General features: G+C 72.0%; 22 protein-coding genes. 10 read left to right on the forward strand and 12 right to left on the reverse strand.

What is annotated here, in order from left to right:
• Positions 1–57: 57 nt before the first annotated feature.
• The 3 genes from EIO00_RS11560 to EIO00_RS11570 all read right to left on the reverse strand — a co-directional run bounded on the left by EIO00_RS11560 (position 58) and on the right by EIO00_RS11570 (position 3,522).
• Positions 58–1,554: a helix-turn-helix domain-containing protein gene (locus EIO00_RS11560; RefSeq protein WP_140178030.1), complete on the reverse strand. Its 1,497-nt coding sequence runs from the start codon at positions 1,552–1,554 to the stop codon at positions 58–60.
• A 266-nt stretch (positions 1,555–1,820) separates the two neighbouring features.
• Complete coding sequence (locus tag EIO00_RS11565; RefSeq protein ID WP_140178032.1) at positions 1,821–2,591, reverse strand: SDR family NAD(P)-dependent oxidoreductase; 771 nt, start codon at positions 2,589–2,591, stop codon at positions 1,821–1,823.
• A 379-nt stretch (positions 2,592–2,970) separates the two neighbouring features.
• Positions 2,971–3,522, reverse strand: coding sequence for an SMI1/KNR4 family protein (locus EIO00_RS11570; RefSeq protein WP_140178033.1), 552 nt, complete (start codon positions 3,520–3,522; stop codon positions 2,971–2,973).
• Positions 3,523–4,365: 843 nt separating this feature from the next.
• Between EIO00_RS11570 and EIO00_RS11580 the strand changes: the two genes are divergently transcribed.
• Both EIO00_RS11580 and EIO00_RS11585 read left to right on the forward strand, forming a co-directional pair.
• Positions 4,366–5,211, forward strand: a complete 846-nt coding sequence (locus EIO00_RS11580; protein ID WP_140178038.1) for an oxygenase MpaB family protein — start codon at positions 4,366–4,368, stop codon at positions 5,209–5,211.
• A gap of 31 nt (positions 5,212–5,242) precedes the next feature.
• On the forward strand, positions 5,243–6,577 hold the full coding sequence (locus EIO00_RS11585; protein ID WP_140178039.1) for an AMP-binding protein: 1,335 nt from the start codon (positions 5,243–5,245) through the stop codon (positions 6,575–6,577).
• Positions 6,578–6,757: 180 nt separating this feature from the next.
• On the opposite strand, the gene EIO00_RS11590 is transcribed toward EIO00_RS11585, so the two are convergent.
• Positions 6,758–7,126, reverse strand: a complete 369-nt coding sequence (locus tag EIO00_RS11590; RefSeq protein WP_140178041.1) for a histone-like nucleoid-structuring protein Lsr2 — start codon at positions 7,124–7,126, stop codon at positions 6,758–6,760.
• Between the two features lie 238 nt (positions 7,127–7,364).
• On the opposite strand from EIO00_RS11590, the gene EIO00_RS11595 reads away from it, so the two are divergent.
• Entirely contained in the window at positions 7,365–7,772 is a 408-nt protein-coding gene (locus EIO00_RS11595; RefSeq protein WP_140178043.1) for a MerR family transcriptional regulator, read from the forward strand.
• 87 nt (positions 7,773–7,859) lie between these two features.
• Here the strand turns inward: EIO00_RS11595 and EIO00_RS11600 are convergent, their stop codons facing one another.
• On the reverse strand, positions 7,860–8,579 hold the full coding sequence (locus tag EIO00_RS11600; RefSeq protein ID WP_241661286.1) for a VIT1/CCC1 transporter family protein: 720 nt from the start codon (positions 8,577–8,579) through the stop codon (positions 7,860–7,862).
• Positions 8,580–9,657: 1,078 nt separating this feature from the next.
• On the opposite strand from EIO00_RS11600, the gene EIO00_RS11605 reads away from it, so the two are divergent.
• On the forward strand, positions 9,658–9,846 hold the full coding sequence (locus tag EIO00_RS11605; protein ID WP_140178046.1) for a DUF397 domain-containing protein: 189 nt from the start codon (positions 9,658–9,660) through the stop codon (positions 9,844–9,846).
• A gap of 187 nt (positions 9,847–10,033) precedes the next feature.
• On the opposite strand, the gene fusA is transcribed toward EIO00_RS11605, so the two are convergent.
• Entirely contained in the window at positions 10,034–12,118 is a 2,085-nt protein-coding gene (fusA, locus tag EIO00_RS11610; protein WP_140178048.1) for an elongation factor G, read from the reverse strand.
• A gap of 254 nt (positions 12,119–12,372) precedes the next feature.
• Between fusA and EIO00_RS11615 the strand changes: the two genes are divergently transcribed.
• Complete coding sequence (locus EIO00_RS11615) at positions 12,373–13,140, forward strand: thioesterase family protein (RefSeq protein WP_140178050.1); 768 nt, start codon at positions 12,373–12,375, stop codon at positions 13,138–13,140.
• 124 nt (positions 13,141–13,264) lie between these two features.
• Here EIO00_RS11615 and EIO00_RS11620 read toward each other — a convergent pair whose 3' ends face one another.
• Entirely contained in the window at positions 13,265–14,440 is a 1,176-nt protein-coding gene (locus EIO00_RS11620) for an NsdA family TPR-like regulatory protein (RefSeq protein ID WP_241661287.1), read from the reverse strand.
• Between the two features lie 846 nt (positions 14,441–15,286).
• Between EIO00_RS11620 and EIO00_RS24185 the strand changes: the two genes are divergently transcribed.
• From EIO00_RS24185 to EIO00_RS11640, 4 genes are all read left to right on the forward strand, one after another.
• Positions 15,287–15,703: an ATP-binding protein gene (locus EIO00_RS24185; protein ID WP_277752874.1), complete on the forward strand. Its 417-nt coding sequence runs from the start codon at positions 15,287–15,289 to the stop codon at positions 15,701–15,703.
• A gap of 93 nt (positions 15,704–15,796) precedes the next feature.
• Positions 15,797–16,939 carry a methyltransferase domain-containing protein gene (locus EIO00_RS11630; protein ID WP_140178056.1) on the forward strand — a complete coding sequence of 381 codons (1,143 nt, stop codon included), beginning with the start codon at positions 15,797–15,799 and terminating at the stop codon, positions 16,937–16,939.
• A 326-nt stretch (positions 16,940–17,265) separates the two neighbouring features.
• Complete coding sequence (locus tag EIO00_RS11635) at positions 17,266–18,273, forward strand: ATP-binding cassette domain-containing protein (RefSeq protein ID WP_140178058.1); 1,008 nt, start codon at positions 17,266–17,268, stop codon at positions 18,271–18,273.
• Positions 18,270–19,109: an ABC transporter permease gene (locus EIO00_RS11640; protein ID WP_140178060.1), complete on the forward strand. Its 840-nt coding sequence runs from the start codon at positions 18,270–18,272 to the stop codon at positions 19,107–19,109. Before EIO00_RS11635 ends, EIO00_RS11640 begins: the two co-directional genes overlap by 4 nt.
• Positions 19,110–19,371: 262 nt before the next feature.
• On the opposite strand, the gene EIO00_RS11645 is transcribed toward EIO00_RS11640, so the two are convergent.
• The 5 genes from EIO00_RS11645 to EIO00_RS11665 all read right to left on the reverse strand — a co-directional run bounded on the left by EIO00_RS11645 (position 19,372) and on the right by EIO00_RS11665 (position 25,327).
• The gene (locus EIO00_RS11645) at positions 19,372–20,724 is read right to left on the reverse strand and encodes an aldo/keto reductase (RefSeq protein ID WP_140178062.1); all 1,353 of its coding nucleotides are present in this window, start codon (positions 20,722–20,724) and stop codon (positions 19,372–19,374) included.
• A 75-nt stretch (positions 20,725–20,799) separates the two neighbouring features.
• Entirely contained in the window at positions 20,800–21,399 is a 600-nt protein-coding gene (locus EIO00_RS11650; protein WP_206664115.1) for a hypothetical protein, read from the reverse strand.
• Positions 21,400–21,438: 39 nt separating this feature from the next.
• Positions 21,439–22,623 (reverse strand): RNA-guided endonuclease InsQ/TnpB family protein, encoded by a 1,185-nt coding sequence (locus EIO00_RS11655; RefSeq protein ID WP_241661288.1) that lies wholly within the window; start codon positions 22,621–22,623, stop codon positions 21,439–21,441.
• The gene (gene tnpA, locus EIO00_RS11660; protein ID WP_140178066.1) at positions 22,616–23,038 is read right to left on the reverse strand and encodes an IS200/IS605 family transposase; all 423 of its coding nucleotides are present in this window, start codon (positions 23,036–23,038) and stop codon (positions 22,616–22,618) included. Before tnpA ends, EIO00_RS11655 begins: the two co-directional genes overlap by 8 nt.
• A gap of 114 nt (positions 23,039–23,152) precedes the next feature.
• The gene (locus tag EIO00_RS11665; protein ID WP_140178067.1) at positions 23,153–25,327 is read right to left on the reverse strand and encodes an ATP-binding protein; all 2,175 of its coding nucleotides are present in this window, start codon (positions 25,325–25,327) and stop codon (positions 23,153–23,155) included.
• A gap of 336 nt (positions 25,328–25,663) precedes the next feature.
• Here EIO00_RS11665 and EIO00_RS11670 point away from each other — a divergent pair, with 336 nt between their 5' ends.
• Entirely contained in the window at positions 25,664–26,170 is a 507-nt protein-coding gene (locus EIO00_RS11670; RefSeq protein ID WP_140178069.1) for a DUF4383 domain-containing protein, read from the forward strand.
• The last annotated feature ends 60 nt before the right edge of the window (positions 26,171–26,230 follow it).

Genomic DNA, 26,230 nt, shown 5'->3' on the forward strand with positions numbered 1-26,230 from the left:
GGGGAGGCGCGCGGAGCCGGCAATGCGCACGCTGCTCAATCGCGGGCCCGTCACTGGTCACGGTGCACAGTCGGCGACGCGGAGGGCGTGCACCACGTCGTGGGTGCCGAAGCCTGCGGTGAGCAGATCGCGGTTGAGGAGCCGTTCGGCGGTGCGCAGGCGGGACCGGACCGTGGTGCGGCTGATGCCGAGGGCGCGGGCCGTCCGCTGGGCGTCGGCGTCGGCCTCCACCCAGGCCCGCAGGGTCGCCAGGACGGGACGGTGCTCCTCATCCTGAAGAGACCGCAGGAAGGCGCGGGCCCAGGTGACGGCCGCGTCGGTGGACAGCAGCCCCTCCAGGGTGGGCGCCGGCGGGTCGCCGGCCGGGGCGTCCTCGGCGGAGTCCGGGAGGCTGCTGATCGCCATGGCCAGGGCGATGTCGGCGCGGTGGCGCACCCTCCGCAGGTCCACGCCGAGGGCCTCCTCCACCCGGCGCAGATGGGCGGTGACGGTGTTGCGGCTGATGCCCAGCAGCCGCGCCACCCCGGAACGGGGGAAGGACAGGGCGAGACGGGTCACCTCGAAGGTGAGGCGGGGCATCGGGGACAGCGGCCGGAGGAGGGTGCGGGCCCACCGCAGGGCCGGCCGCCGGGGCAGCAGCCCGGCCAGCGGCGCGTCCCCCTGGTAGGCGGCGATCCGGTCGCGCTTCTGCTGCGCGATGGCCAGGGCGTGGTAGGCCTGCTCATAGGCCTCCGCGGTGGCCTCCGGGGGGTGCGGGGCGCTGATGCCCAGCGCATAGTGCGGGTTGTCGCGCACCAGGGACCGCAGCAGCCCGGCCAGGCCGCAAGGCTCCGCGGCCTGCGCCTCGTCCGCCGGGACGAGACAGATGAGGTGCTCGTCGTAGACGGGGCACAGCACCATCAGCCCCCGCCCGTGATAGCCCGACCCGTCCTGGTGGGCCTCGGCCAGCAGGGAGCGGTCCCGAGGTTCGCAGCGCAGCAGATGGACGCACAGGTGCTCGGCCTCCAGCAGCGGAGGGACGGAGCCGACCGTCGCCCGCCGGGCCGTGGCCAGGTCGCCCGCCATCAACGTCATGAAGACCGCCAGGCGGTACCGTTCGGCCATCCGCCGGTAGCGGTCGGTGAGGTCGTCCACCCGTTTCAGCCGGTGGAGCACCTCCAGCACAGTGCCGGTGTGCGAGACGAGTTCGCCCGCCTCCCGGGTGAGCGGGGAGGGGGCGGCCACCATCAGCACCGGGCGCGGCACGTGCCTGCCCAGCGCCTCGCACCGCACCTGCCACGCGCCCACCTGCCTGGTGGCCGCGCGCAGCCGGCCGGACGTCAGCTGCGCCAGCACGGGCCGGAGGGCGGTGACCGTGTCGGGCGGGAATCCCGGGGTGGCCGCCTGCGTCCTCGCGTGTCCGTCCACCACGGCGATGTCCGCGTCGATCTGTCGTCGCAGCCAGCCGATGAGCCCCCGGGCGTCCGGTTCGGCGTCCCGGAGCGCGTGCGTTCTCAGCCGGCGCAGCAGCTCATCGAGCTGATCGGAACCGTCAGGGGAATGAGGCGCGTGCATGGGCACTGTCGTACCACTCAGGACGTTCACCGACATCGGCGGCATGCGCCGGTCGGGCGGGAGCGGCCCGGCGGACGCGGCCGCCGCCGCGATCACCGAGGACGCCGGCATCCCGGTCCGCTGCGAGCAGCTCATCGGGGAGGAGGCCGCCGCGCGGCTTCACCCGTTCGCGCCGACCGCGCCCGGGCTCGCCGCCCGCAGCGCTCTTCCCGTGCTGCGGGCGGAGCCGGGGGCGTCGTGCCGCGGAGCCGGCCGGACGACGCCGGTCAGAAGATGGAGTAGGCGCCGTCCACCACGATGGTGTCGCCGGTGTGGAAGCCGCCCACGCCGCCGGCGAGGTAGACGGCGAGGCGGGCGAAGTCGTCGGGACGGCCCCAGCGGCGCTGCGGCATCCGCTTCATGACGTTGCGCTCGAACTTGGGGTTGTGCAGGACCGGCTCGGTCATGGGGGTCTCGGTCCAGCCCGCGATGATCGCGTGCGCGTTGATGCCGTAGCGGGCCAGCTCCACCGCGCACCCTCTGATCATCGCGGCCAGGCCGGCCTTGCCGGCGGCATAGGCCTGGTTGGCCGGGGCGCCGTGGAGGGCGGAGACGCTGGAGGTGCCCACCAGCACGCCCCCGCCGCCGCGCTCGACCATGTGGGCCGCGGCGGCGCGCAGGGTGAGGAAGGCGCCGTCCAGGTTGATCCGCAGGACCCTGCGGAACTCCTCCAGGCTCGTCTCGATGAACGGGGTGCCCGCGCCGCTCACCCCGGCGTTGGCGAAGCAGGAGTCGACCCGGCCGAAGCGTTCCAGCGTCTCGGCGAAGGCCGCGGTGACGGCGTCCTCGTCGCCGACGTCGCAGCGGATCGCCGCCACCCGGGTGCCGTGCTCGGACAGCTCCCGGACCGCGGCCTCGTTGCGTTCGGGGTTGGTGCCCCAGATGCAGACGTCGGCGCCGCACCGGGCCAGGCCGTGGGCCATTCCCAGCCCGATGCCGGAGTTGCCTCCGGTGATCAGAGCGGTGTGTCCGGACAGGTCGAACAGGGACGTGCTCATCGCTCTCCTCACAGCCGGTCGCGGGCGGTCGCGGCAGGACCTGGGCATTCTGGGGCGCCCTGGGGGATGCGCCTGGTTCCGGTGACCGTAACCGATCGCATATCGGGGTCGGGAGGGCGGTTCCGGGTCGGGCTTCAGGAGGGCGAACGGCACCGGTCCGGCTGCTCCGCCCGCGTGTGAGGAGGCGTATCGGCGGGCGTCCCCCGAAGGAGACGGCGGCGAGCGTCGGTGACGTGCCGACTCGAGCCCTCGGTCGACTGGTGGGGATCGAGGGAGACCGGTGAACGGCCGTTGTCCCCTCTCCGCCGAACGATTCGCGCGAGACGACCGCTACAGCCGCCGCGCCCTCAGGAGAGCCACGGTGCCTCCGGATGACCGGTCATTCCCACGGACTGGGCCAGGACTCATCCCGCCAGCTCGTGAACACTGACCTCGGAGAGGGAATACTTGAGATGCTGAACGGACTGGGGTGACCATCCCTGATGATGGCGAGAAGAAACTCCACCATCCCACCCTCGAATGACCACCACGTTTCTTCAAGAGAAGGAACATGGCGCCGCCAAATCAAAATAGTCCACTCATCTGGATCCTCACTCACACAGCGCCAATAAGCATCATCACCTTCTGAACTGTAGCCCCAACGAAGTATGCCACCAGGATCCGGGCAATAAGGATAACCCTCCGGATGCCGCAAATCCGGCCCAAAAGGAGCGCCATTCAAAATGGCTCCATAAATCGAACCTTCAACTGGAGGGGTGATAATACCGATGCAGTCGTCCATAACACCACCACCATAAGTTTCCACAAAACTTCTGTAGTCAACCGGGAACGCCACTCCATACTCCTCTTCGATCCGACCCCAATCAATTTGGTCACCACCACTGGCAGGCGGTGCCAACACGGCGGTTAACTGCTCAACGGCCCAATGCATTCAGTTGCCTCCTTGCCAGATCTGTGCTTGCTCGCGCATGAACACACCGGAACTCTCAAGTCGACCCGGCATCGATGACACCCGAAGGATGAACACCTCCACGGCGCCTGGACAGTCCTTCTCACCCCGGGAGCCGATCACCGGAATCACGGAAAGTCATTGCCCAGGGATCCCTCACAGAGCCGCCCGACTACCGGAACAAGATGGGGCGGCAGCATACAAGGCGGCATTGACATCCCTCCGGACGCACTCCCGCTCCTCGCCGCCATACAGCCCCCGCTGAGACCCTCTCAGCGCAGGCCGCCGTCATGCCTCGGCGGGACCCGCACATGTCTTCGGGTCGTCACAGCGTGGGACGACGCCGAAGCGCCGGGCATTCTTCGGCGCTTCGACCCCTTCCCCTCGACGATCGGTGACCAAGGGAGATCCGCCGGGAGGAGCGGGCAATGGCCCCTCCGCCGCAGCAGTCCTGCAGAAAGCCCGGCAGACGTCCCGGGACGTCCTTTCGTGCGGCCACCACGAGCCCGCCTCCTCCGTCCGGCGCGGCCACTGCGGCGACCGCGGCATGCCCGCAGACCGGCGTCTCGCCCCCGCGAGCGGAGCGGCGCGGCGCAGAGGCCCGACCCGCGCGCGTCCCCGTCGTCCATTCCCGGACCACCGGGGGGCGGGGTCGACGGGAGTCGATCGTGCAGTGCGCCGCGGAGGCCGGCCCGGCGGCGCCCCGCCCACATGGGGGAGGCCACGTTGACAGGGCCGAGAACGGTGAGACATTTTTGAGTAAATGTCTACTTACACCGCGGTGGACGCCTCCCCGCCCACCGCAGCACCGGAAAGGCCCGCAAGGTGCCCTCGACCGATGTGCCCCCGCTCGGCCCGGACTCCCTGACCTGGCGTTTCTTCGGGGACACCCGGCTGCTGCTGGTCGGGCCCCGGGCCGCCGTGCTGCAGAACATGCTGCCCGCCCTCGGCCAGGGCGTGCTGGAGCACTCGGTGTTCTTCTCCGAGACCTTCGCCCGGCTCAAGCGCTCGGCCGGCCCCATCCTCAACACCGTCTACGGCGGCGAGGACGCCCCCGCCATCGGGCGGCGGGTCCGCGACTACCACCACCACGTCAAGGGCGAGCTGCCCGACGGGACCCGCTACCACGCCCTGGACCCGGAGACCTATTACTGGGCGCACGCCACGTTCGTCGACCACATGATCTACGGGGTCGAGACGTTCATCCGCCCCCTCGGCGAGGGGGAGAAGCGGCGGATCTACGAGGAGTCCAAGACCTGGTACCGCATGTACGGGGTCAGCGACCGGGTCATGCCCGAGGACTGGGAGGGCTTCCAGGCGTACTGGAAGCACATGCTCGAAGAGGTCCTCGTCCCCCACAAGACCGCCCGCTACGGCGTCGGCTACGCCACCAAGGGCCTGCCCGCCCCGCGCCGCGTCCCCGAGCGGCTGTGGCGGGCCGTCAGCCCTCCGCTGAATCGGGCCGCCTCCTTCCTGACCATCGGCGGGCTGCCGCCGCGGGCCCGTGAGCTGCTCGAGCTGCCCTGGAGCGCCGACGACGAGCGCCGCTACCGGCGATTCGCCGCCAGGGTGCGGCGCGCGGGCCGCCACTGGACGCTGCTGCCGGAGGCGGTGCGTTACTTCCCGCAGGCCCGCACGGCCTTCGTCCGCGCCCGCGCCGCCGGCCGCTGAGCCCCCGGAGCCCCCGAAAGGACGCGCATCCATGTCCCGCATCCGCCAGGTCGTCGAAGGACTGTCCGCCGCGCGGCGGGCCGGGCTGATCGGGCTGCCGCCGCGGGCGGTGGCGCCGTCGGTGCGCGCGCTGCGCGCCTACGGGCCGCTGGGCGCGGCCTCGGTCATGAACGCGCTGCGCTTCGGCTCCCGCACCGCGCTGGTGGACGAGCACGGCCCGCTCGGCTTCGCCGACCTGGAACGCCGCTCCAACGCGCTGGCCAACGCATGGCGGGCGCGCGGGCTCGGTGCCGGCGACCGGGTCGGCATCATGTGCCGCAACCACCGCGGGCTGCTGGACGCCATGACCGCCGCCGCCAAGATCGGCGCCGGGGTGCTGCTCCTCAACACCGACTTCGGCGGCCCGCAGCTGGCGCAGACCGTGGAACGCGAGGGCGTCACCGCCCTCGTCCACGACGAGGAGTTCGCCGCGGTGGCGGCTGGCGCCCCCGCCCCGCAGGGGCGTTTCACCGCCTGGACCGACGAGCCCGGAGGCGGCGACCTGGAACGGCTCATCGCCGACGGCGACCCGGCCCCGCCGCCCGCCCCCGGCCGGCACGGCTCCCTGGTCATCCTCACCAGCGGCACCTCCGGCGCCCCCAAGGGCGCGCCCCGCTCCTCCGGGCTCGCCGCGGCGCTGCTGCCGGTCGGGGTGGTGCACCGCATCCCCTTCCGTCCCGGGGAGCGCGTCCTCATCGCTCCGCCGATGTTCCACGGCTGGGGCCTGACCGCCATGCTGGTCACCTTGGGCACCGGCTCCACCCTGCTGCTGCGCCGCCGGTTCGACGCCGACGCCGCGCTGGACCTGCTGGAGCGGCACCAGGCCGGGGTGCTGGTGGCGGTGCCGGTGATGCTGTCGCGGCTGCTGGCCGCCGACGCCCGCCGCGAGCGCCGCCCCGAGCTGCGGTCGCGGGTCATCGCCACCGGCGGCGCCGCCCTGTCCCCCGCGCTCGCCGAACGGGTCATGGGCCGCTTCGGCCCGGTGCTGCATGACTTCTACGGCTCCACCGAGGCCTCCGGCATCAGCATCGCCACCCCGGAGGATCTGCGCGCCGCCCCCGGCTGCGTGGGCCGTCCCACCCTCGGCACCACCGTGAAGATCCTGGACGAGTCCGGCCGGGAGGTGCCGCCGGGCGTCACCGGTCGGATCCACATCGACAGCCCGTTGCGGTCCGCCGGTCACACCGGGGACGAGGGCGAGCCGGCCGCCGGGGGGCTGATGGCCGTGGGCGATCTGGGCCATGTGGACTCCGCCGGGCGGTTGTTCGTCGACGAGCTGCCCCGCACCTCCACCGGCAAGGTCGTCAAGCGCATGCTGCCCCGGTGAGGCCCGCGGGGGGCGGCACGGCGACGGGCCGCCCCGTCCCCCTGACGCGCCTCGGCCCCGGTCCGCCGCGGATCGACGTGCGGCGGGCCGGGGCCGGGGACGCGCGGCCGGGACGGCCGCGCGTCCGATGCGTTCATCCCGGGATCGGCGAACGCCCCGTCTCGGGACGGGCGCGGAGGCTCACTCCTCGGGCTTGGCGTCCGGGTGGGCGGCGATGAACTTCTCGTAGACCTCGTCGGAGATCTTGCCCTGGTCTCCGACCTCCAGGCCCTGGGCCCTGGCCCACTCGCGGACCTCGGTGTTGGAGTAGCCCCGGATCCGGGGAGCGGCGTCGGCGCTCTTGCGGGCGCGGGAGCGGCCCGCACGCTTCACGGTGGTCGCCTTCTCCAGGTAGGGGGCGAGCGTCTCCAGCGTCTCCAGGAGCTTTTGGTAGTTGGCGTCCCCCAGGTCGATGGTGAACCGGGTGCCGGCTACCTCGAAGTCCCGCTTGGCGACGTCCTCCCCGTCGTACCCGTCGATGTCATCGACCATGACGACCTTGGTGGCCATGCACTCCCTCTCTCGAGTTGTTCGGCGACCCAGCATCATAGGAGTCGGCCAGGTCATTGCGGGCGCGGTTGGCCTCCTCCCCCGCCGGAAGGCGGGCTCTGCCCGGAGATCTCCGATGGCCGGCCTCCGGCGTGCGCGCCCTCCCGCGCCCGCCGGACGGGACGTTCCGGCCGGCGTCTTGCGTCCGTGGCCGGCCCCGCCCGTTAATGGCCCCATGGGATCGGGCGAGGGACGCTCCATGAGCATCGGGGAGCTGGCCGGGCGGTTCGGGCTGCGCCCCCATGTGCTGCGGCACTGGGAGGCGATGGGCCTGCTGTCTCCCGCCCGGGGGGTCGGCGGCCGGCGGCGCTACACCGAGGACCACGTCACCCGGGTGGCCATGATCGTCCGGGGCAAGGCGGCCGGGTTCAGCCTGGAGCGGCTGCGGGAGATGTTCCAGACCCCCGACCCGCGGCGGCGGCGCGACCTGCTGCGCGCGCACTACGCCGCCCTGGAGCGCCGGATCGAGGAGATCAAGGACTCCCAGCGGCTGATCGAGCACGCCTTGGAGTGCCGGTCGGAGGACTTCACCCGCTGCCCCGAGTTCCGCCGGCTGGTCGAGGGGCTGGCGGCGGGCCGGGGCGCGACGGCCGTCTCGGGGCACTGAAGGGGGGCGCTGAGGCGGGGCCGGATCCGGCGCCCGTCCCGCCGGCGCGTCGATGCGCCGGCCTCACCGACGGTGGGCCGGGCGGGGTCAGACCATCCCGGTCATGCCGAAGAGGGTGCCGGCGCCGTAGGTGGCGGCCAGGGCCAGGGCGCCGCCGATCGTCACCCGCAGGGCGGCGCGGAGCCGGGAGCCGCCGCCGATCCAGGCGGCCACCGTACCGGTGAGCGCCAGGCCCAGCAGCGTGGCCGTGAACGCGACCGGGACCCGCAGGTCCACCGGGGGCAGCAGGATCGCCAGCAGCGGCAGCAGCGCGCCGATCGCGAACGCGAGGAACGAGGCGATCGCCGCGTGCCAGGGGTTGGTGACGTCGTCGGGGTCGATGTTGTGCCGCTCGCGGAGGTGGGCCTCCAGAGCGTCGCGGCGGGACAGCTCCACCGCGGCCCGCCGTGCGGTGTCGGGGGAGAGCCCGCGTTCGGTGTAGGCGTGGACCAGCGCGTGCAGCTCGCCCTCGGGGTCGGCGTCCAGCGCCCGTCGTTCCTGCTCGATCAGGTGTTTTTCGCTGTCGCGCTGGCTGTGCACCGACACGTACTCGCCCAGCGCCATCGAGATGGCGCCGCCGGTCGCGGCGGCGAGGCCCGCCAGCATGACCGGCTGGGCGGCGGCGGTCGCCCCGGCGACGCCCACGACGACGGCCGCGGTCGACACGATCCCGTCGTTGGCCCCCAGGACGCCGGCGCGCAGCGCGTTGAGCTTTCGTTCCAGACGGCTGGTCCGGGGCGGCTGTCGGGTGTCCGGCCGCTGTCGCACGGTCGTCCTCGGCGCGGCGTCCGGGCGATATCGGATCGCGACGGACTCCATCATCTCGTCCCACCTTCCCCTTCGTTTTCGTCCGGCGCGCAGGCCGTGCTCAGGACAACCGCGAATCGGTTCCCGCTATTCCAGAGGAAGATGCGACCCAGGTCACTTTCCAACGATTTAGCCAAGGCTCACCTTAGTTGAATTAGGAGAGGCTTACCTAAGCCTTTGAAAGGGGGCGCCTCCTCTCTGCTCCGGTCATTTTCCCGCTCTTTTTCAAAAGGAACAAGTCCCGGTGCTCACGCCGCGTCCGGCCCTCCCGCATCCGGCACGCGGGGCGGCCAGGAGGCCGCATCGACCAGCGTCATCCGGCGTTCGGGGTCGGCAGGATCGGCCGCCACCGCCGTTCCGCCGCCGAGACGGCGATGGAGCGCCCCGGCGGCGGCCCCGGCCCCTCCCGGGGGCGCCGATCGCGGGTCGTCGGCGCCCCGGGCGCGGCCCCGCGTCTCGAGCAGCGTCCCGGCCCGCCCCGGACGGACCGTCACGCCGCCCTCCGCCGCGCCGCCCCGCTCCTCCGCCCCGCTCCTCCGCCCCGCCTTTTCCCGCCGCAGGCGGATCCCCCTCCCGAACGCGACAGGCCTTTCACGACGGCCGCCCCTCATCACCCGCGTGGCCGTACTTTTCTCCGCACGACCGCCGCATCGTCGCCGCTCGGTCACCGGATGAAAAACGTCGCGCAGCGGCGAAGCGCCCCGATGTCCATGGCCGTTCTCGACGAGGGCGTCATCCGCCGCCTGATCGGCGGGCGCGCCGTCAGAGCGGCTCATGCATCTGATCGCGTTCTGCGAGCGCCCCAACGTCGTCGTGCAGGCGGTTCCGGCCGATATCGGGGCGTGCGCCGGCATCGGCGGGCCCTTCGCCCGGCCGCGCTCGACGGTGATGAGATGGCGCATCTCGGCACCGCGCTCAGCGGTCACATCGTGGAGGGCCCGGAGGAAGCGGCGGTCATCAAACGCCGCCGGGAGTCATTGCGAGCCGAAGCGCTGTCGTGCCCGGCGTCGCTCCGGCCGATGAGGGAAGGGGCGGACCAATGCACGCCCTGAAGCGGCCGAAGGGCTCCAAGAGCGACATCAGCGGCGGTGAGCGCGTCGAAGTCGCCGCCCTCCCGCACGGCATCGGCGTTCGCGACGGCAAGAACACCGAGGTCGGGCGCCTCACCGTCACCCGCGACGCGTTCGGCGCGCTCGTCCACCGCATCGAGCGCGACCACCGCGCCTGACCCGTCCCGACGCGCGGCAGGCCCCTCACACCTCGTGGGGGCCCGCCCCTGCGGATCTCCGCGTCCCCCGCACCGTTCCGCGGCGGCGGAACGCGCCCGGGACCGGCGCGACCGCACCGGGCGGGCGCGCGCCGCCCGGAGGGGCCGCACGGACCCGGTCTCCCGAACCCGTGCGGCCCTCAGCGCGTCAGGCGTCGGCGGGCGCCTCGGCGTAGGAGTCGAACCGCATCGTGTACCAGGCGCGGCCGGAGGTCAGGCTGCGCAGATCGCCCACGTAGCCGAACATCTCCGCCAGCGGCACCAGGGCGTCGACGACCTTGGCGCCGGATCGCTCCCCTATCCCGCGGACCCGTCCGCGGCGGGCGGCGATGTCGCCGATGACCTCGCCCATGTCCTCCTCGGGGGTGACGACCTCGACGGCCATCACCGGTTCGAGCAGCACCGGGTCGGCCCGGCGGACCGCCTCGTAGAACGCCTGCACGGCGGCGCTTTTGAAGGCGAGCTCGGAGGAGTCCACCGAGTGATGGTCCCCGTCCAGCAGGATCACCCGGACGCCGATCATCTCGTGGCCCGCGAGCACGCCCGACTGCATGGCCTCCTGGCAGCCGGCGTCGACGGACGGGATGTACTCCTTGGGGATGCGCCCTCCGGTGACCCTGTTGACGAACTCGTACGCCACGCCCTCCTCTGTGATCGGCTCGATCGCGAGCTGGACCTTGGCGTACTGGCCGCGTCCGCCGGTCTGCCGCCGCAGGGTGCACTCGACCTTCTCCACCGCACGGCGGATCGTCTCCCGGTAGGCGACCCGGGGACGGCCGACCGAGACCTCCACCTTGTACTGCTGTGTCATCTGCTCGACCAGCACCTCCAGGTGCAGCTCGCCCATCCCGCCGATGAGCGTCTGGCCGGTCTGCGGGTCGTTGCGCACCCGGAACGAGGGGTCCTCCTCGGCCAGCCGGGCGACGGCGGCGCCCAGCCGGTCCTGGTCGCCGCGGCTCTTGGGCTCGATGGCGACCTCGATCACCGGAGCGGGGAACTCCATCGACTCCAGCACCACCGGGGCCTTCTCGTCGCACAGCGTCTCGCCGGTCGCGGTCTGCTTCAGGCCCTGCACGGCGACGATGTCGCCGGCGCCGGCCGAGGCGACCTCCTCACGGCGATCGGCGTGCATCCGGTAGATCGCGCCGAGCCGTTCCCGGCGTCCCTTGACCGGGTTGAACACCGTGGCGCCGGGTTCCAGCCGTCCCGAGTAGACCCGCACGAACGTGAGCCGGCCCAGGTGCGGGACGGTCGTCGCCTTGAACGCCAACGCCGCCAGCGGCGCGGAGTCGGACGGCTCCCGCGTCACGGTCCGGCCGTCGTCGGCGAGCCCCTCGACCGCCCCCACGTCCAGCGGGGACGGCAGGTAGCGCACGATCCCGTCCAGCAGCGGCTGGATGCCCTTGTTCCGCAGCGCGGTGCCGCACAGCACCGGGGTGATCGTGGGACCGTCGGACCGGCCGGAGGCGATCGTGAGCCTGCGGATCGCGGCGTGCAGCCGCTCCTGTGAGGGCTCGACGCCCGCCGCCACCAGCTCGAAGATCTCCTCATCGTGCTCGGCGACCGTCTCCACCAGCCGGGCGCGCCGCCGTTCGACGGTCTCGGCGTGCTCGGCCGGGACGTCGACGACCTGGAACTCCTCGCCGTTCCTCGTGCCGTCCCAGATCAGCGCGCGGCGGGAGAGGAGGTCCAGCACGCCGGTGAAGCCGTCCTCGGCGCCCAGCGGAAGCTGCACCGTCAGCGGCACCGCGCCGAGCCGTTCGGCGATCATGTCCACGCAGCGGTCGAAATCCGCCCCGGCCCGGTCCATCTTGTTGACGAAGCAGATCCGCGACACGCCGTAGCGGTCGGCCTGCCGCCACACCGTCTCCGACTGCGGTTCCACGCCGGCGACGCCGTCGAACACCGCGACCGCCCCGTCGAGCACCCGTAGGCAGCGTTCCACCTCGACGGTGAAATCGACGTGCCCGGGGGTGTCGATGATGGTGATGACGTGATCGGTTCCAGAAACGGACCAATGGCAACTCGTCGCGGCGGACGTGATGGTGATGCCGCGTTTTCTCTCCTGCGGCAGGTAGTCCATCGTGGCGGCGCCGTCGTGCACTTCGCCCATCCGGTGCGAGATTCCGGTGTAGTACAGGATCCGCTCGGTCACCGTGGTCTTTCCGGCGTCGATGTGCGCCATGATCCCGATGTTGCGAACGGTGGTCAGGCCCAGCGCGGTGGTGACCATCTTCCACTTCCCTTCTTCGTTCGCGATCGGGGACGACCCGCCGGAAGTGACCGGGGGCCGTCTTCACGGCGGCTCGGCCACGATCATTCCATTGCGGTCACCGTGACGGTAAGGGAATGCACCGCGAAGAGGCGACATATTTTTCACGCGGCCGGCATTTCCGCATGTTCCTTGACCGGCACCCCGAACGATGTCGACGCGCCGGGTTGGAGTACGTTCGGACCGAACGGACGGCATCTGCGAAAGATGGAGCGATGAGCGAATCGCCGGAAGCCTTCTACCTGCCCCTCGGCGACGACCGGTACGAGCCGACCCTCGCCACCCAGAGCCCCTGGGACCCCGACACCCAGCACGGCGGCCCGCCCACGGCCCTGCTGGCCCACGTGATCGACCGGACCGTCGAGCCCGGGATGCGGCTGGGCCGGATCTCCGCGGACTTCCTCGGCCTCATCCCCCGCCGCGAGGCGCGGATCGAGGTCTCCCCCCTCCGTCCCGGCCGTGCGATCCGCCTCACCGAGGCGCGGATGATCGTCGACGACCGTCCCGTAGTGATCGCCCGCACCTGGCACATCGCCACCGGCTCCGCCCCGCCGGCCACCGGGGAGCAGGTCGCCCCGCCGCCGCTGCCCCCCGCCGCGCCCGACCTCCCCCAGGCCACCGGCTGGGGCTACGGCGAGGCCGTCGAGTGGCGCCACACCCACCACTCGCCCGGGCACGCCTCCGTGTGGGCCCGCCCCCGCGTGCCCCTCATCGCCGGGGAGAAGCTCACCGGGCAGGACGCGGCCCTCATCCTCGCCGACTCCGCCAACGGCCTGTCCCTCGTCCTGCCGCTGACCGAGTGGCTGTCCATCCCCCCGACCATGACCGCCACCCTCGCCCGCGCCCCCGAAGACGCCTGGGTCCACATGGACGCCCGCACCACCCTCTCCGACGACGGTCTGGGCGTGGCGCGCGCCACCCTGTGCGACGCCGCCGGATATCTGGGCGAGGTCACTCAGCCTCTGCTGGTCCGCAGACGCTGATCTTCTGGAGGAAATCCCGGACGGCGGGCACGTCGCGGTAGGGCGCCAGACGGGCGGCGACCGCACGAGCCCGCCGGGCGGTGCGGTCGCCGGCGACCTCAGTCGCCTCGTCTCCTCCGCGCAATCACAAGAGTCGGTGCTGGGATGCGTTGTCGACGAGATACCGGATACGGTCGGCGGCGTCGATGACGGTGGACGATGCGCCGGAAGACCGGTCGATCCTCGTGACGGTCTCTCGCAGCAGGGCGGTGGTACGGCAGGGGCCGAGGGTGGCCGCAAGGTCGACGGCCTCGCCGAGGATTTCCTCCGCCCGTGACCAGTCACGCACGTGGACCAGTGCATCCAGCAGCTCAGCCAGGTCGAACCTGGCATAGGCGGGTCCTTCGCGTACCCGTGCGACGACCTCCTCTCGGAGAGGCACCACCTGCCGCCACCGGCCCAGTTGGGCCAGAGCCGCGCTTCGCTGCCGGTCGATCTCCATGTCGTCGATCCACCAGGTCCAGTGTGGATCGCGAGCACTGATCCCGGCCGAGACCATGACTTGGGCCTTGTCGAGTGCGGCCATCGCGCGGTGCTCCTCGCCCATCTGCGCAAGCGCCCGGCCGCGCCGGATCTCGAAGAGTGCCGCCACGCGAGGGGCCAGGCGACCGTCATCGGCGAGCTCGTCAGCGATCCTCAGCGCCTCGGCGGGCCGATGTGCGCGCAGCGACAGCATGCTCAGGTGACCTAGCTCGAACAGCTCCATGGCACGGTCACCGGCCTGGCGGGACAGCAGGAGCGCTTCATTGATGAGCTGCCGTGAGGTCGTCTGCCGGTCGGCGTCGTAGGCGATCCACGCTGCGATCTCACCGGTCTCCCCGGCGACCGCAACCAGATCGCGCTCCACCTTGGGGTCACAGGTCCCGGCACCGACCTTGTGGTGCACCTCCCGAAAGACACGAACGGCGTGCTGGAGAAGGCTGCCGCCTCCATGCAGCGTGTCGAGCTGGATCAACGCCTGGTTGGTCTGCCTGATCGCCTCGACGTAGCGAGCGTCGACCGGCCGTCTGGCCCTGTCGGACAGGCCGGCCGCATCGAGCAGATCCTGCGGCACCGCTGGAACACCGGAGGCAGCCGTTCGAATGTCCTGTTGGGGGCCGAACAGCTCGTCCACATCCATGTCGAAAGCGGCGGCATAGGCGAAGCGGTAGCGCTCGCTGACGTTGACCCTGCCCGCTTCCCACCGCTTGACATAGGAGAGCACCGTGTCGAAGTCAGGCCGCTGCCGGTCGGGAATGGCCTCGCGCAGACGGCGGGCCATCTCCGGCTTGGTCCACCGGCGACGCTCCCGCTCGGCCCGCAACCGATCCCCCAGCGTCCGGTGACGAGCCCGAGTCATGGCGCACCTCCGGGCGGTCTGCTCCGATGTGCTCCTACGTGCTCCCCATCATGCCCCTGGAGGTGCACCGCACGGCATTGATTCACTGAAAGTGCCGGATCGGTGACAACAAGCTCCGTTGCGTTGGACCCGGCGAGTGACCTTTGCGAATCGAAGCGGCCCCGGACGGTGGTGACGCACCGTGCCCCGGGGCCTGACCACGACCGGAGCGTGGCTGATGGCGAACCTATCGAACTCCGCACAGATCCCGGAGGCAGTGCGAGAACCGCTTCGAGCGCTGCAGGCCCGGTTCCCGGGGGTGACGATCTGGTACGGCAACCGGACGGGGCGCTGGTGGGCCATGCCGGGCGGGGCGCATGCCGTCGAGCTGCTCGAGAGCGCCTCGGTGGACGGGCTCATCCGCAAGCTCGCCGCCTGGTGCCCGCAGACGACCTCCCGGCCGGTACCGCCGCGTCCTCGACAAGCCGTGCTGGACCCGGCGAGGGTCGACGCGGCTGCGCAGCGAACGCCCTCACAGACCGCGGTGTCCCGCATCGCCGCGTCCCCTCCCCAGCGTCCTGGCCCAAGGAGCGGTCCTCTGAACTCCCGACATGCGACCGCTCGCACCAGCCAGCAGGAGAGTCCTCGTTCCACACTGTCCAGTCCCCGGCAGGCGGCGGTCCGGAACGGACACGGCATGCGGCGGTGGGCCGGGGGCCTGTTCTCGCTGGGGACGGCGTGATCGCACAGCGCATTCCCGCCGCCGAAGTGGGGGCCGTCCGGTGGGACGTGCCGGTCGAGGAGCGGTCGCTCCGACGGGTGCGCCGGTGGGCCGCAGAACATCTGCGGCGGTGGGACATGGCCGATCTGGTGAACGACGCCGAGGTCGTGCTGACCGAACTTCTCACCAATGCCGTCCAGGCCGGATCGACCAGGATCACCGTGGCGATCGAGCCGTGCGGTGGGCCGGACGCCGTTGAGGTCGCCGTCTGGGACGACGCGCCCGGCACCCCCCGTCTGCTGGAACCCGATTTCGAACACGAACGGGGACGGGGCCTGTTCATGGTGGACGCCCTGTCCCTCGAGTGGGGCCATCACGAGATCGCCATCAGCCCGAACAGCACCGGCAAAGTCGTGTGGGCCGTGGTCGGCCGCCGGACCCCGGCCGAGTACATCGAAGGGAGCGCACACCATGGGCAAGCATGAAGGCGGGCCGAAGAAGGACAAGCCCTTCGAGCCGAAGCCTCCGACCAGGGAACGGGGGGACGCCCAGCCTCAGGGCGGCGGGAAGCGGGAGAAATGACCGACTTCACCGAACGGATCGAACGGCTGGCCGACCTGCTCGAGGCCACCGGCCAGCTCAGCGACCCGGCGTGGCGGCAGGCCCTGCACGCGGTGCCGCGGCATCTGTTCGTCCCGCCGGTCGCATGGGCGCAGGGTCCGGACGGGTCCGGCCGTCGCATCGACATCGCCACCGATCCGGACGGCTGGTGGGACGCCGCCTACGCCGATCAGCCGATCGTCACCCAGGCCGATGACGGGGCCACCGACCCGGGCACGGGTCAGGGCAGCGCGTCCTCGTCGCTGTCGGCGCCCGGCATCGTCACCGCGTTCCTGGAGCTGCTGAACCCGTTCGAGGGCGACCGCATTCTGGAGATCGGCACCGGGACGGGATGGACCGCCGCGCTGCTGGCCTCCCGTCCCAGGGTGCAGGTCACCACGATCGAGGTGGACGCCCAGGTCGCCGAGCAGGCGATGGCGAACCTGAAAGCCGTCGGATGCGACGTCCGGGTGCTGGTGGGCGATGGCGCTGAGGGGCATCCGGACGGTGCTCCCTTCGACTGCGTCCACGTCACCTGCGGCGTGGTGACCGTCCCGTACGCCTGGGTACGGCAGACCCGACCGGGAGGCGTCATCGCCTTCCCGTGGATGCCCTGGTTCGAAGGCGGTCATCAGACGCGATTGACGGTGGGACGCGACGGCACCGCGATCGGCCGTTTCCACGGCGGATGCGCCTACATGAGGCTGCGCTCGCAGCGGCCGCATGACGAGGACGGTCCGCAGGGCGAGATCCGGGAGAGCACCGCACAGGTCGACCCCCGCCGGATCTTCCATGCCTCCACCGGGTTGGACGTCGTCGTCGCGGGGTTGTTCCCGGAGCTGGGGGCGACCCGGGTCACGACGGCCGAAGGCGCCTTCAAGGCATGGCTGTGGACGGCCGACTGCGGAGCGCGGATCATCCGTGATCCCGACGGCGGCACGACCGTCCTGCAGTACGGTCCCCGCGACCTGTGGGATGAGGTGGAGGGCGTTTTCTTCCGCTGGCTGGGGTGGGGACTGCCCGGCCGTGATCGTTTCGGCATCACCGTCACCCCAGAAGGCCAGACGATCTGGCTGGACACCCCGGACAACGCCCTCACTCCCCTTGACGGAAGGGTCTGATAAAACCGCGACAGACAGCGAACGATCGGCACGTTCCGTTCCGCGGCGAACCCGCAAGGCCTTCACAAGACAGGCGTCAGGGTCGCGGGCGATTCCGGTGGGCGTCCGGTGTCCCGCCTGGGGCCGGTCGAATCCGGGGCGCCGCGCTGATCTTCTGCCGCTCGCGGCGCCCGTCGCGTTCTCGCCGCCCGCCGCTAGATCGGATCTGGCGGCGGGCCGTCGCGATCTCGCGCCTTCGGGATGAAAGGCCTGTGGAAAAACGGTTGCCCCTCAAGGGAGGAGGCGCAATGGTGAGCGCGGCGATGACCGCGGAGGGAACCCGGAGCATGAGCGAGGCGGGGGATTCCCTGGCGATCGAGACATCGGGACTGGTGAAGTCGTTCGGCGGAACGCGGGCGGTGGACGGCATCGACCTGACCGTGCCGGCCGGGACGGTGTACGGGGTGCTCGGGCCGAACGGGGCGGGCAAGACCACCACGGTCCGGATGCTGGCCACGCTGCTGCGGCCGGACGGCGGGCAGGCGCGGGTGTTCGGGCACGACGTGGTGCGCGAGGCCGATGCGGTGCGGTCGCGGGTCAGCCTGACCGGCCAGTACGCCTCGGTGGACGAGGACCTGACCGGCATGGAGAACCTGGTGCTGTTGAGCCGGCTGCTGGGGTATCGCAAACCGGCCGCCCGGGAACGGGCCGTCACGCTGCTGGAGGCGTTCGGGCTGACCGAGGCCGCGGACCGGCAGGTGAAGAACTACTCCGGCGGGATGCGGCGGCGGCTGGACATCGCCGCCAGCATCCTCAACACCCCCGACCTGCTGTTCTTGGACGAGCCCACGACGGGGCTGGACCCGCGCAGCCGCAACCAGGTGTGGGACATCGTCCGGGCGGTGGTGGCGCACGGCACGACCGTCCTGCTGACCACCCAGTACCTGGAGGAGGCCGACCGGCTGGCCGAGCGGATCGCGGTGATCGACCGCGGCAAGGTGATCGCCGAGGGCACCCCGGGCGAGCTGAAGTCCTCGGTCGGCGCGGGCTCGGTGCACGTCCGGCTGCGCGACCGGTGGCAGCGCGAGCAGGCGCGGCAGGTGCTGGCCCGGGTGCTGGGCACCGAGGTGCAGCTGGACGCCGACCCGGTGGCGCTGACCGCCCGGATCATGGACGGCGACAGCCGGGACCGGGCCTCCGCGCAGGCCTCGCGGGCGCTGGCCGAGCTCGATGAGGCCGGCATCACCGTGGACGACTTCTCCCTCGGCCAGCCCAGCCTGGACGAGGTGTTCCTGGCCCTCACCGGCCACCCGGCCGAGGAGCGCGACGAGAACGAGCAGGAGGTGGCCGAGTGACCGCGACGACCACCGCGCCCGACCGCGACCCGACCGCGGAGACGATCTCCGCGGTGCTGTCCCGGGAGGTCCGGCCGCCACGGCCCGGCGCGCTGTCGGCGTCGCTCGCCTTCGGCTGGCGGGCCATGCTGAAGATCAAGCACGTGCCCTCTCAGCTGTTCGACATCACGGCGTTCCCCATCATGATCACGCTGATGTTCACCTACCTGTTCGGCGGGGCGCTGGCCGGGTCCACCCGGGAGTACCTGCAGTTCCTGCTGCCGGGGATCATGGTGATGAGCGTCGTGATGACCTCGATGTACACCGGGATGTCGGTGAACATCGACATCTCCAAGGGGGTGTTCGACCGGTTCCGCACCCTGCCGATCTGGCGGCCCGCCCCGATGGTCGGCTACATCCTCGGCGACATGTTCCGCTACACGGCGGGCGCCCTGGTGATCCTGGCGGTCGGGCTGATCCTGGGCTTCCGGCCGGACGGCGGCGCGCTCGGGGTGCTGGCCGGGATCGCGCTGCTGGTGGCGTTCTCGTTCGCGCTGTCGTGGCTGTGGACGATGCTGGGGCTGCTGGTGCGCACCGAGAGGTCGGTGATGGGCATCAGCATGCTGGTGCTGTTCCCGGCGACCTTCCTGTCCAACATCCTGGTCGACCCGAAGACGATGCCCGGCTGGCTCCAGGTCTTCGTGGACCTCAACCTGATCGCGCATCTGGTGGCGGCGGTCCGCGGGCTGATGTCCGGCGATGCGGTCGTCGACGAGCTGCTGTGGACCGCGGTCTGCGGCGGCGTGCTCATCGCGGTCTTCGGCACGCTCACCATGCGCCTGTACAACCGGAAGTGACGCGCTCGGCGGCCTGAGGGCCGCGGAGCGGCGCGGGTGGATTCGGCGGCCCGGCGCGCGGGGACGCGCCCGGCTCCGCTCCTGCGGGGCCGGGCGCGTCCCTCGTCTTCTCTTCCGTTCCCGCCCCGCCCGCGGGTCCCGCCTCCGGCGACGCCCCTGCCCGGACCGCCGGAGACGCCGGCGACGGCCATGGGATGCCCGCGGGTCTCCGCGGCGCCCGCGGGTCTCCGCGAGTTCCACGGATCCCCGCGGGTTCCGCGGGTCAGTTGCGGACGGTGCTCATGTCGGGGTAGCGGTCGCCGGCCACCGCGTCGGCCGGCACGGCCGCCTCCAGGGCGGCCAGGTCCTCGGGGGTCAGCTCGACCTCGCGGGCGGCGGCGTTCTCCTCCAGCCGGCTGCGCCGCTTGGTGCCGGGGATCGGCACGATGTCATCGCCCTGCGCCAGCACCCATGCCAGCGCCAGCTGGGCCGCCGTCACCCCCTTGGCCTCGGCCAGCTGTCGGACCCGCCGGGCCAGCGCCAGGTTGCGGTCGAAGTTGCCCTCCTTGAACCGCGGGTTGATGGTGCGGACGTCGCCTTCGGCGAACTGCTCCCGGCTGGTGATGGCGCCGGTCAGCATGCCCCGCCCCAGCGGACTGTAGGCCACCAGGCCGATGCCCAGCTCCCGCAGCGTCGGCAGGATGTCCTCGTCCAGGTCCCGGCTGAACAGCGAGTACTCGTACTGGCCGGCGGTGATGGGGTGCACCGCGTGCGCCCGCCGCACCGTCTCCGGGGCCGCCTCGGAGATCCCCAGATGCCGCACCTTGCCCGCCTGCACCAGCTCGGCCATCGCGCCCCAGGTCTCCTCGACGGGCACCGACGTGTCCACCCGGTGCTGGTAGTACAGGTCGATGTAGTCCACGCCCAGCCGCTGCAGCGAGGCGTCGCAGCACTTGCGGACGTACTCGGGGCGGCCGTTGACGCCGACCGAGGTTCCGTCCGGCCGCCGTTCGATGCCGAACTTGGTGGCCAGCAGCACCTCCTCCCGCCGCCCCTTGATGGCCTTGCCCACCAGCTGCTCGTTGGTGAACGGCCCGTACATGTCGGAGGTGTCCAGGTGGGTGATGCCCAGGTCCAGGGCCCGGTGGATGGTCGCGATCGCCTCGCTCTCGTCGGTGGGGCCGTAGAAGTCGCTCATGCCCATGCATCCCAGGCCCAGCGCCGAGCTGACCAGCCCCTGGCCCAGCGTGCGCGTGTTCGCCGTCATCTGTTCCTCACATCGCTCGTACAGGGAGATCTTCCAGTCGATGAGGGCGAGGTCCGCGTCCAGCTGCCTGATCTGTTCCACCACCCGCGCCCGATGCTCCAGCAGCAGCTTCTTGCGTTCGGACACGGTGTGGGGGCCGATGTCCACCAGCCGGAAGTAGCGCCGCATGTCGGCGATCGCCATTCCGGTGGCGCGCAGCCGCGTGATCAGGTGGATGCGCTCCAGATCGCGGGTCCCGTACCGGCGGTGCCCGTTGATCGACCGGGCCGGGGATTTCAGCAGTCCGACCCGCTCGTAGTAGCGCAGCGTGTGCGCGGTCAGACCGGTCCGCGCGGCGACCTCGGCGATGGTCAGCCCCTCGTCCTCCATGCGTCCAGCCTTCCGCTTAGAGCGCGCTCAAAGTCAAGCCGCCTCAGGCCGATGTCCCCGCCGCGCCGGGGTCTTTCACAGGCGCCAGTCGACCCGTTCGTCGGGGCGGTAGGCGCAGGCGGTGCCGGTGGAGACGGACCGGCGGAGGTGGGCGGCCAGTTCGGGGTGATGCCGCTCGAGGCGGCGCAGGGCGTCGCGGATGCGAGCGGTGACGGTCTTGCGGGCGCGTTCGGCCTCGTCGCCCAGTCGGCGGGTGCGGCCGGCCAGCCCGGCGGCGGCGCGCAGCTCGGCGAGCAGCGACGCCCGTTCCCGGTCGTGGGCGGCGGCGCGCGCATCGTCGCCGACGGCGACGGCGCGGTCGATCTCCTCCTCCAGCTCGGCCAGCCGGCGCTTGTAGCGGACCCTGGCCTCCTCGTCGAGGACCTCGTCGCCGCCCAGGCTGCGGGCGGCGACGGCCTCGACGCCGCCCTCGGGGTTGGCCAGCCGCACCGCCGGGACGTCGACGCCGGGGCTGGACAGCAGCCGATGCAGGTCGCGCAGCCCCTTGGCGTCGGGCATGTGCACGGTCCGCCCGGCGAACGTCAACGACCAGACCCGCCCGTCGAACCGGAACTCCCCGCCGGCCTCCCCCGCCCGGCCGGCCCGGGAGCGGCGGACCCGCCGGGCGCGCGCCACGATGTGACTCCTCCGCTCCCTGAAGGGAGCGGCTTCTCGCTAAGCCGCTTCCGCAGCCTCGCGAAGGGCAAGCCCTGCCCTCAAGATGTTTACCGCCGCGTTCACGTCGGCGTGTGCGGAATGCCCGCATGCCGTGCACTGGAACGCGGCCTGGGTGAGGCGGTTCTCCGCAGCGCAGTGCCCGCAGCGCGAGCAGGTGCGGGAGGTGTTGCGGGGCTCGACTGCGATCAGCTCGCGACCGGCGCTTTCAGCCTTGTGCGCGAGCACACGCAGGAACACCCCCCAACCCGCGTCGAGAATCGATCGGTTGAGGCCGGACTTCGCGGCGACGTTCCGGCCGGGGTTGTCGATCGTGCCGCGCGCCGAGCGGGTCATGTGCGTGATCCGCAGGTCTTCGTGCACGATCACGTCGTAGGCGGCGACCAGCGCGTTGGCGGTCTTGTGGGCGTGGTCGCAGCGCTGGCGGCGGACCTTGGCGTGCAGCGCGGCGACACGGGCGGCCGCCTTGCGCCGCCGCGCCGAGCCGCGCTTCTTGCGGGCGAGGTCGCGCTGTGCGGCGGCCAGCCGGTCGGCGGTCGCGGTCAAGTGGCGCGGGTTGGCCACGTGTGCGCCGTCGCTCGTGGTGACAAACGAGGCGACGCCCAGGTCGATCCCGGCGACCGCGCCGGCGGCGGGCAGCGGCTTGGCGGGCACGTCGTCGCACGCCAGGATCACGTACCAGCGGCGGCCCTCGCGTTTGACGCTGATCGTCTTGACCCGGCCTTTCACGGGGCGGTGCTGGTGGACGCGGACGTGCCCGATGCCCTGAAGCCGCACGAACGTGGCCGTGGGGTGCTCGGGCTGGGAGTCCCACCGGCAGCCGTCGCCGTCCTTGGGCCAGGTGACGGTGTCGAACCAGCCCCGGCCTTTGAACCGGGGGAAGCCCGGCGTGCGCCCGGCCTTGACGCGGGCGAAGAACGCGGCGAACGCCTTGTCGAGGCGGCGCAGGGTGGCCTGCTGGGAGGAGAACGACCAGCGGCCTTGCCCGTCGGGGTCGTCGGCGCGGATGTGCTTCAGCTCGGCGGACTGGTCACCGTAGCGGATCGTTACCCCGGCCTTGCGGTAGGCGGTGCGGCGGTGCTCCAGCGCGGCGTTGTACAACTGCCGGTGGTCTTCCAGGCACGCCGTCAGCGCCGCCGCTTGCTTGCTGGTGGGGCGGAGCAGGAACTTGTACGACCTACGCACGGCCACCGCCCTTGGACGGCCGCTCGTACTGCGTCTCGATGTAGCGCTGCACCGTCTCGGCCGACACCGAGCCGACCGTGGCGACGAAGTAGGAGCGTGACCACAGCGTGGGCAGCCGGGAACGCAGGTGCGGGAACTCGGTGCGCAGGTGGTGGGAGGTGAAGCCCTTGAACTGGTTGGCCACGTACGACGGCGAGTGCTTCGGGTGTGCCTTGACGAACAGGTGCACGTGGTCGGGCATCACCTCAAGCGCCACGATCTCCCAGCCGTGCTCGTCGGCCTTGGCGCGGATCAGCTCCTCAAGGCGGTCCTTGACCCGGCCGTCGAGGACCGGGCGGCGGTACTTCGGGCACCACACCACGTGGTACCCGAGGTCATACGCCGCACCGGCAGAGGTCCGCACCCGACGAGTCACACGATCATTATACCAGCGTTGTGCATCTAACGCCTGTGGAAAGGCTGAGCTGGTACGCACTTCGTGCTTGGTCCTGCCCCGCTGGCGCGGGCCAGTCCCTGGCGGGACCCCGATTCACCCGTCGCCTGAAGGCGACAGTCCCCTCGGGAGGTTTTGATGGCGCAGCGCGGTGCCCGCATCGTCGCGGTACAGGGCGGTGAGGCTCTCGATCAGCCGGGCATGGACGCTGTTCGGCGGCGGGGGCTTGCCGAGAGGGTCCTCCTCCAGGCGACCCTGCAGCGCGAGCAGGGCCCAGTGCAGGTGGAACAGCACATCGTGCATGTGGGTGTTCCCCTCGCCGCCGAAGCGCGCCGCCTCCGTCAACAGGTCGGCGGCCTCGGCGAAGCGGCCGTGGAACGCGGCGATGATGCCGCGGTCGGCCAGCGCGGCGGCCTTCTCGTACGGAAGCCCGCCCTGCTCGGCCAGGGCGAGGGAGGTCTCGTGGGCGCCGAGGTAGCCCGGGTCGCCCAGCTCCAGCAGCGCCGTCCAACGCAGCGCCACCGCGAACCAGGCCGAGTCATGGCCGCTCGCCCCCGGTCGGCTCTGTCCGCGCCGGGCGACCCGCTCGATCTCGCCGATCAGCCGCATGCGCTCGGCGGCGGTGCCGGGACCCCAGATCAGGTCATGCATCGACCACAGGAAGAAGGTCAGCGCCTCATCGTCCTTCTCCCGTCTGGCCAGCACGCTCCCGTGCACGGCGATCTCCTCGGCCAGCCGGGCCGGCGGCGCCGGCCCGGCGTCCTCGCCGATCAGCGCACGGTACGCGTCGGCCAGCGCGCCGTCTCTGATCTCGGCGTGCTCCTCGGCGTCCGCGTAGTGGTACAGGGTGATCGCCACCCGGGCCGACAGCAGCGGGTCGGCGGCGGCGCGGGCGCGGTCGGCGGCGTGCCTCAGCGTCTCCCACGCCTCGTCCCGGCGGTCGAGGCGGTACAGGTCCCGGCCGAGCCCTTCGGCGATGAGCGCCTGGCGTCGCGGTCCCAGCGCGGCCGCCGCCTCCAGTGCGCGGCGACGGTGCCCGGCGGCCTCCTCGAGCGCCATCCGGGCTCCGGCGTCCCGGGCCGCGCCCTCCAGCAGGTCCACCACCGTGGCCGGGTCGAGCACCTCCCGGGCCAGATAGGCGTGCCGGGCCCGCTCGGCGGGCAGCAGCCGGTCGGCCAGCTCGGGGGAACGCGCCACCGCCTCGACCACGGCGGCGTGCCGGCGCGGAGGGTCGTCGAGGGAGTCGTAGAGGGTCTCGCGGACCAGATCGTGGGCGAACGCGAACCTGCCGTCGCCGCGCGCCACCGCCAGCCGGGCCGCCACCGCGCGCCCCACCAGCCGGTCCACCCGGTCGGCGGGCTCCCCGGCGACGGCCGCGAGCACCTGGCGGTGGAACTCCCGCCCCAGCACCGCCGCCACGGCCAGCAGCCGGACCACGGGCTCGGGCAGCAGCGACAGCCGGCGTTGCACCGCGTCCCGCACGCCCGGGGCGATGGCCTCCACCGGGCTGCCGCCGCCCCACAGCCGCGCCGACTGCTCCACGAAGAACGGGTTGCCGCCGGTGCGCCGATGCACCTGGGTCACCACGGCATCGTCCGGCCTGCGGCCGACGGTCCGGGTCATCAGCTCGCCCACCGCGTCCCGGTCCAACCCGGTCAGCGTGATCATGGTGGCGCGGGAGGCCAGCGCCGTCAGCAGCGGACGCAGCGGATGGTCGGTCGGCTCCACCTCGGCGTCCCGGTAGGTGCCCACCAGCAGCAGCCGTTCGAGCCAGGTGTGCCGGGCGGCGAACTCCAGCAGCCGCACCGATGCGGCGTCCGCCCAGTGCAGGTCGTCCAGCACCACCGTCACCGGGCGTCGTTGCGAGGCCGTCACCAGCGCTGAGGTCACCCCGTCGTACAGCGCGAACTCGGTCTCGTCCACGGCGGTCTCGTCCACGGCGGCCGTCTCGCCCAGCAGCACCGCCGTCGCCCCGCCGGACGCCCGCCGCACCTCGGCCCACTCCGCCTCGGTGCTCGCCCGGCGCAGTCCGCGCAGCACCTGCACCCAGGGCCAGTAGCCGGGGGCGCCGTCGGCCCCCCAGCACGACCCGCCCAGCACCAGCGCGCCGCGCCGCCGGGCCTCGGCCGCCGCGTCCCCGACCAGGGCGGTCTTGCCGATCCCGGCCTCCCCGGTGACCAGCACCAGCCCGCCGTGACCGCCGACGGCGCGGTCGATCTCGGCGCGCAGCAGCGCGGCGGCGTGCTCCCGCCCGATCAGCCGGGTCGTCACTCCGTCTCCGGAGGGTGCGCGCGATGGTCCACGATGCCGATGAGCCTGCGGTGGGGGAGGGTGTCGGATTAGAACATGCTATCGAATGGAGTGCCGCCGGTCCGTCGATCACGCCTCGGCCGGGTCGCCTTCGCACCGCTCGTCGAACCAGAGGCGGCCCGTCGCGGCGGTCCCATGCGGCCGGCCCCAACCCGCCCCGGTGACACCGGCCGGACCGTCGACGCCCCGGGAACGGGCGCCGCGGACGTGGGACGCGGGCGTGGGAGGAGTCGTGGATAGGTCGTCTGCTGCCGGGTAGAGCGCCCTCACCTGCTCGATGCAGGACAAGGAGGTGTCATGTCCCACATCACGCAAGGCGGGCGCACCCGTACCGGCCGCAGGGCGATGACCCCCGTCCAGCTCGCGTCCGCGATCGTCGGCGCGGTGTTCCTGCTGGTGGCGATCTTGGGGTTCATCCCCGGCATCACCACCAATTACGACCAGCTGGAGTTCGCCGGGCACGAGTCCGACGCCCGTCTGTTCGGGCTGTTCCAGGTCTCCATCCTGCACAACCTGGTGCACGGCCTGTTCGGCGTCCTCGGCCTGGCGTTGGCGCGCAGCGTCCCGACCGCCCGCGGCTTCCTGGTCGGCGGCGGTCTGATCTATCTGCTGCTGTGGCTGTACGGGCTGTTCATCGACCACGGCAGCGGCGCCAACTTCATCCCGGTCAACCACGCCGACAACTGGCTGCATCTGGGGCTCGGCGTCGGCATGGTCCTGCTCGGCCTGTTGCTGCCTCCGCGGCGCCAGCCCGCACCGGCCGGCCGGCACACCGCGCAGAGCCAGAACCGCCCCGACCGCTGACGGCCTCCTCGCGCCCGGGGCGCTCCGGTCCGCGGCCGGCGACCGGGCGCCCCTGCACCG

The organism is Thermomonospora catenispora, assembly GCF_006363815.1.
Classification (GTDB): domain Bacteria; phylum Actinomycetota; class Actinomycetes; order Streptosporangiales; family Streptosporangiaceae; genus Thermomonospora; species Thermomonospora catenispora.

What these genes read in the sequence shown, in the direction of transcription:
- EIO00_RS11560 (WP_140178030.1), bottom strand. Translation starts at nt 1,554, where the DNA reads ATGCACGCGCCTCATTCCCCTGACGGTTCCGATCAGCTCGATGAGCTG.
- EIO00_RS11565 (WP_140178032.1), bottom strand. Translation starts at nt 2,591, where the DNA reads ATGAGCACGTCCCTGTTCGACCTGTCCGGACACACCGCTCTGATCACC.
- EIO00_RS11570 (WP_140178033.1), bottom strand. Translation starts at nt 3,522, where the DNA reads ATGCATTGGGCCGTTGAGCAGTTAACCGCCGTGTTGGCACCGCCTGCC.
- EIO00_RS11585 (WP_140178039.1), top strand. Translation starts at nt 5,243, where the DNA reads ATGTCCCGCATCCGCCAGGTCGTCGAAGGACTGTCCGCCGCGCGGCGG.
- EIO00_RS11590 (WP_140178041.1), bottom strand. Translation starts at nt 7,126, where the DNA reads ATGGCCACCAAGGTCGTCATGGTCGATGACATCGACGGGTACGACGGG.
- EIO00_RS11595 (WP_140178043.1), top strand. Translation starts at nt 7,365, where the DNA reads ATGAGCATCGGGGAGCTGGCCGGGCGGTTCGGGCTGCGCCCCCATGTG.
- EIO00_RS11605 (WP_140178046.1), top strand. Translation starts at nt 9,658, where the DNA reads ATGCACGCCCTGAAGCGGCCGAAGGGCTCCAAGAGCGACATCAGCGGC.
- fusA (WP_140178048.1), bottom strand. Translation starts at nt 12,118, where the DNA reads ATGGTCACCACCGCGCTGGGCCTGACCACCGTTCGCAACATCGGGATC.
- EIO00_RS11615 (WP_140178050.1), top strand. Translation starts at nt 12,373, where the DNA reads ATGAGCGAATCGCCGGAAGCCTTCTACCTGCCCCTCGGCGACGACCGG.
- EIO00_RS11620 (WP_241661287.1), bottom strand. Translation starts at nt 14,440, where the DNA reads ATGGCCCGCCGTCTGCGCGAGGCCATTCCCGACCGGCAGCGGCCTGAC.
- EIO00_RS11630 (WP_140178056.1), top strand. Translation starts at nt 15,797, where the DNA reads ATGACCGACTTCACCGAACGGATCGAACGGCTGGCCGACCTGCTCGAG.
- EIO00_RS11635 (WP_140178058.1), top strand. Translation starts at nt 17,266, where the DNA reads ATGAGCGAGGCGGGGGATTCCCTGGCGATCGAGACATCGGGACTGGTG.
- EIO00_RS11645 (WP_140178062.1), bottom strand. Translation starts at nt 20,724, where the DNA reads ATGGAGGACGAGGGGCTGACCATCGCCGAGGTCGCCGCGCGGACCGGT.
- EIO00_RS11670 (WP_140178069.1), top strand. Translation starts at nt 25,664, where the DNA reads ATGTCCCACATCACGCAAGGCGGGCGCACCCGTACCGGCCGCAGGGCG.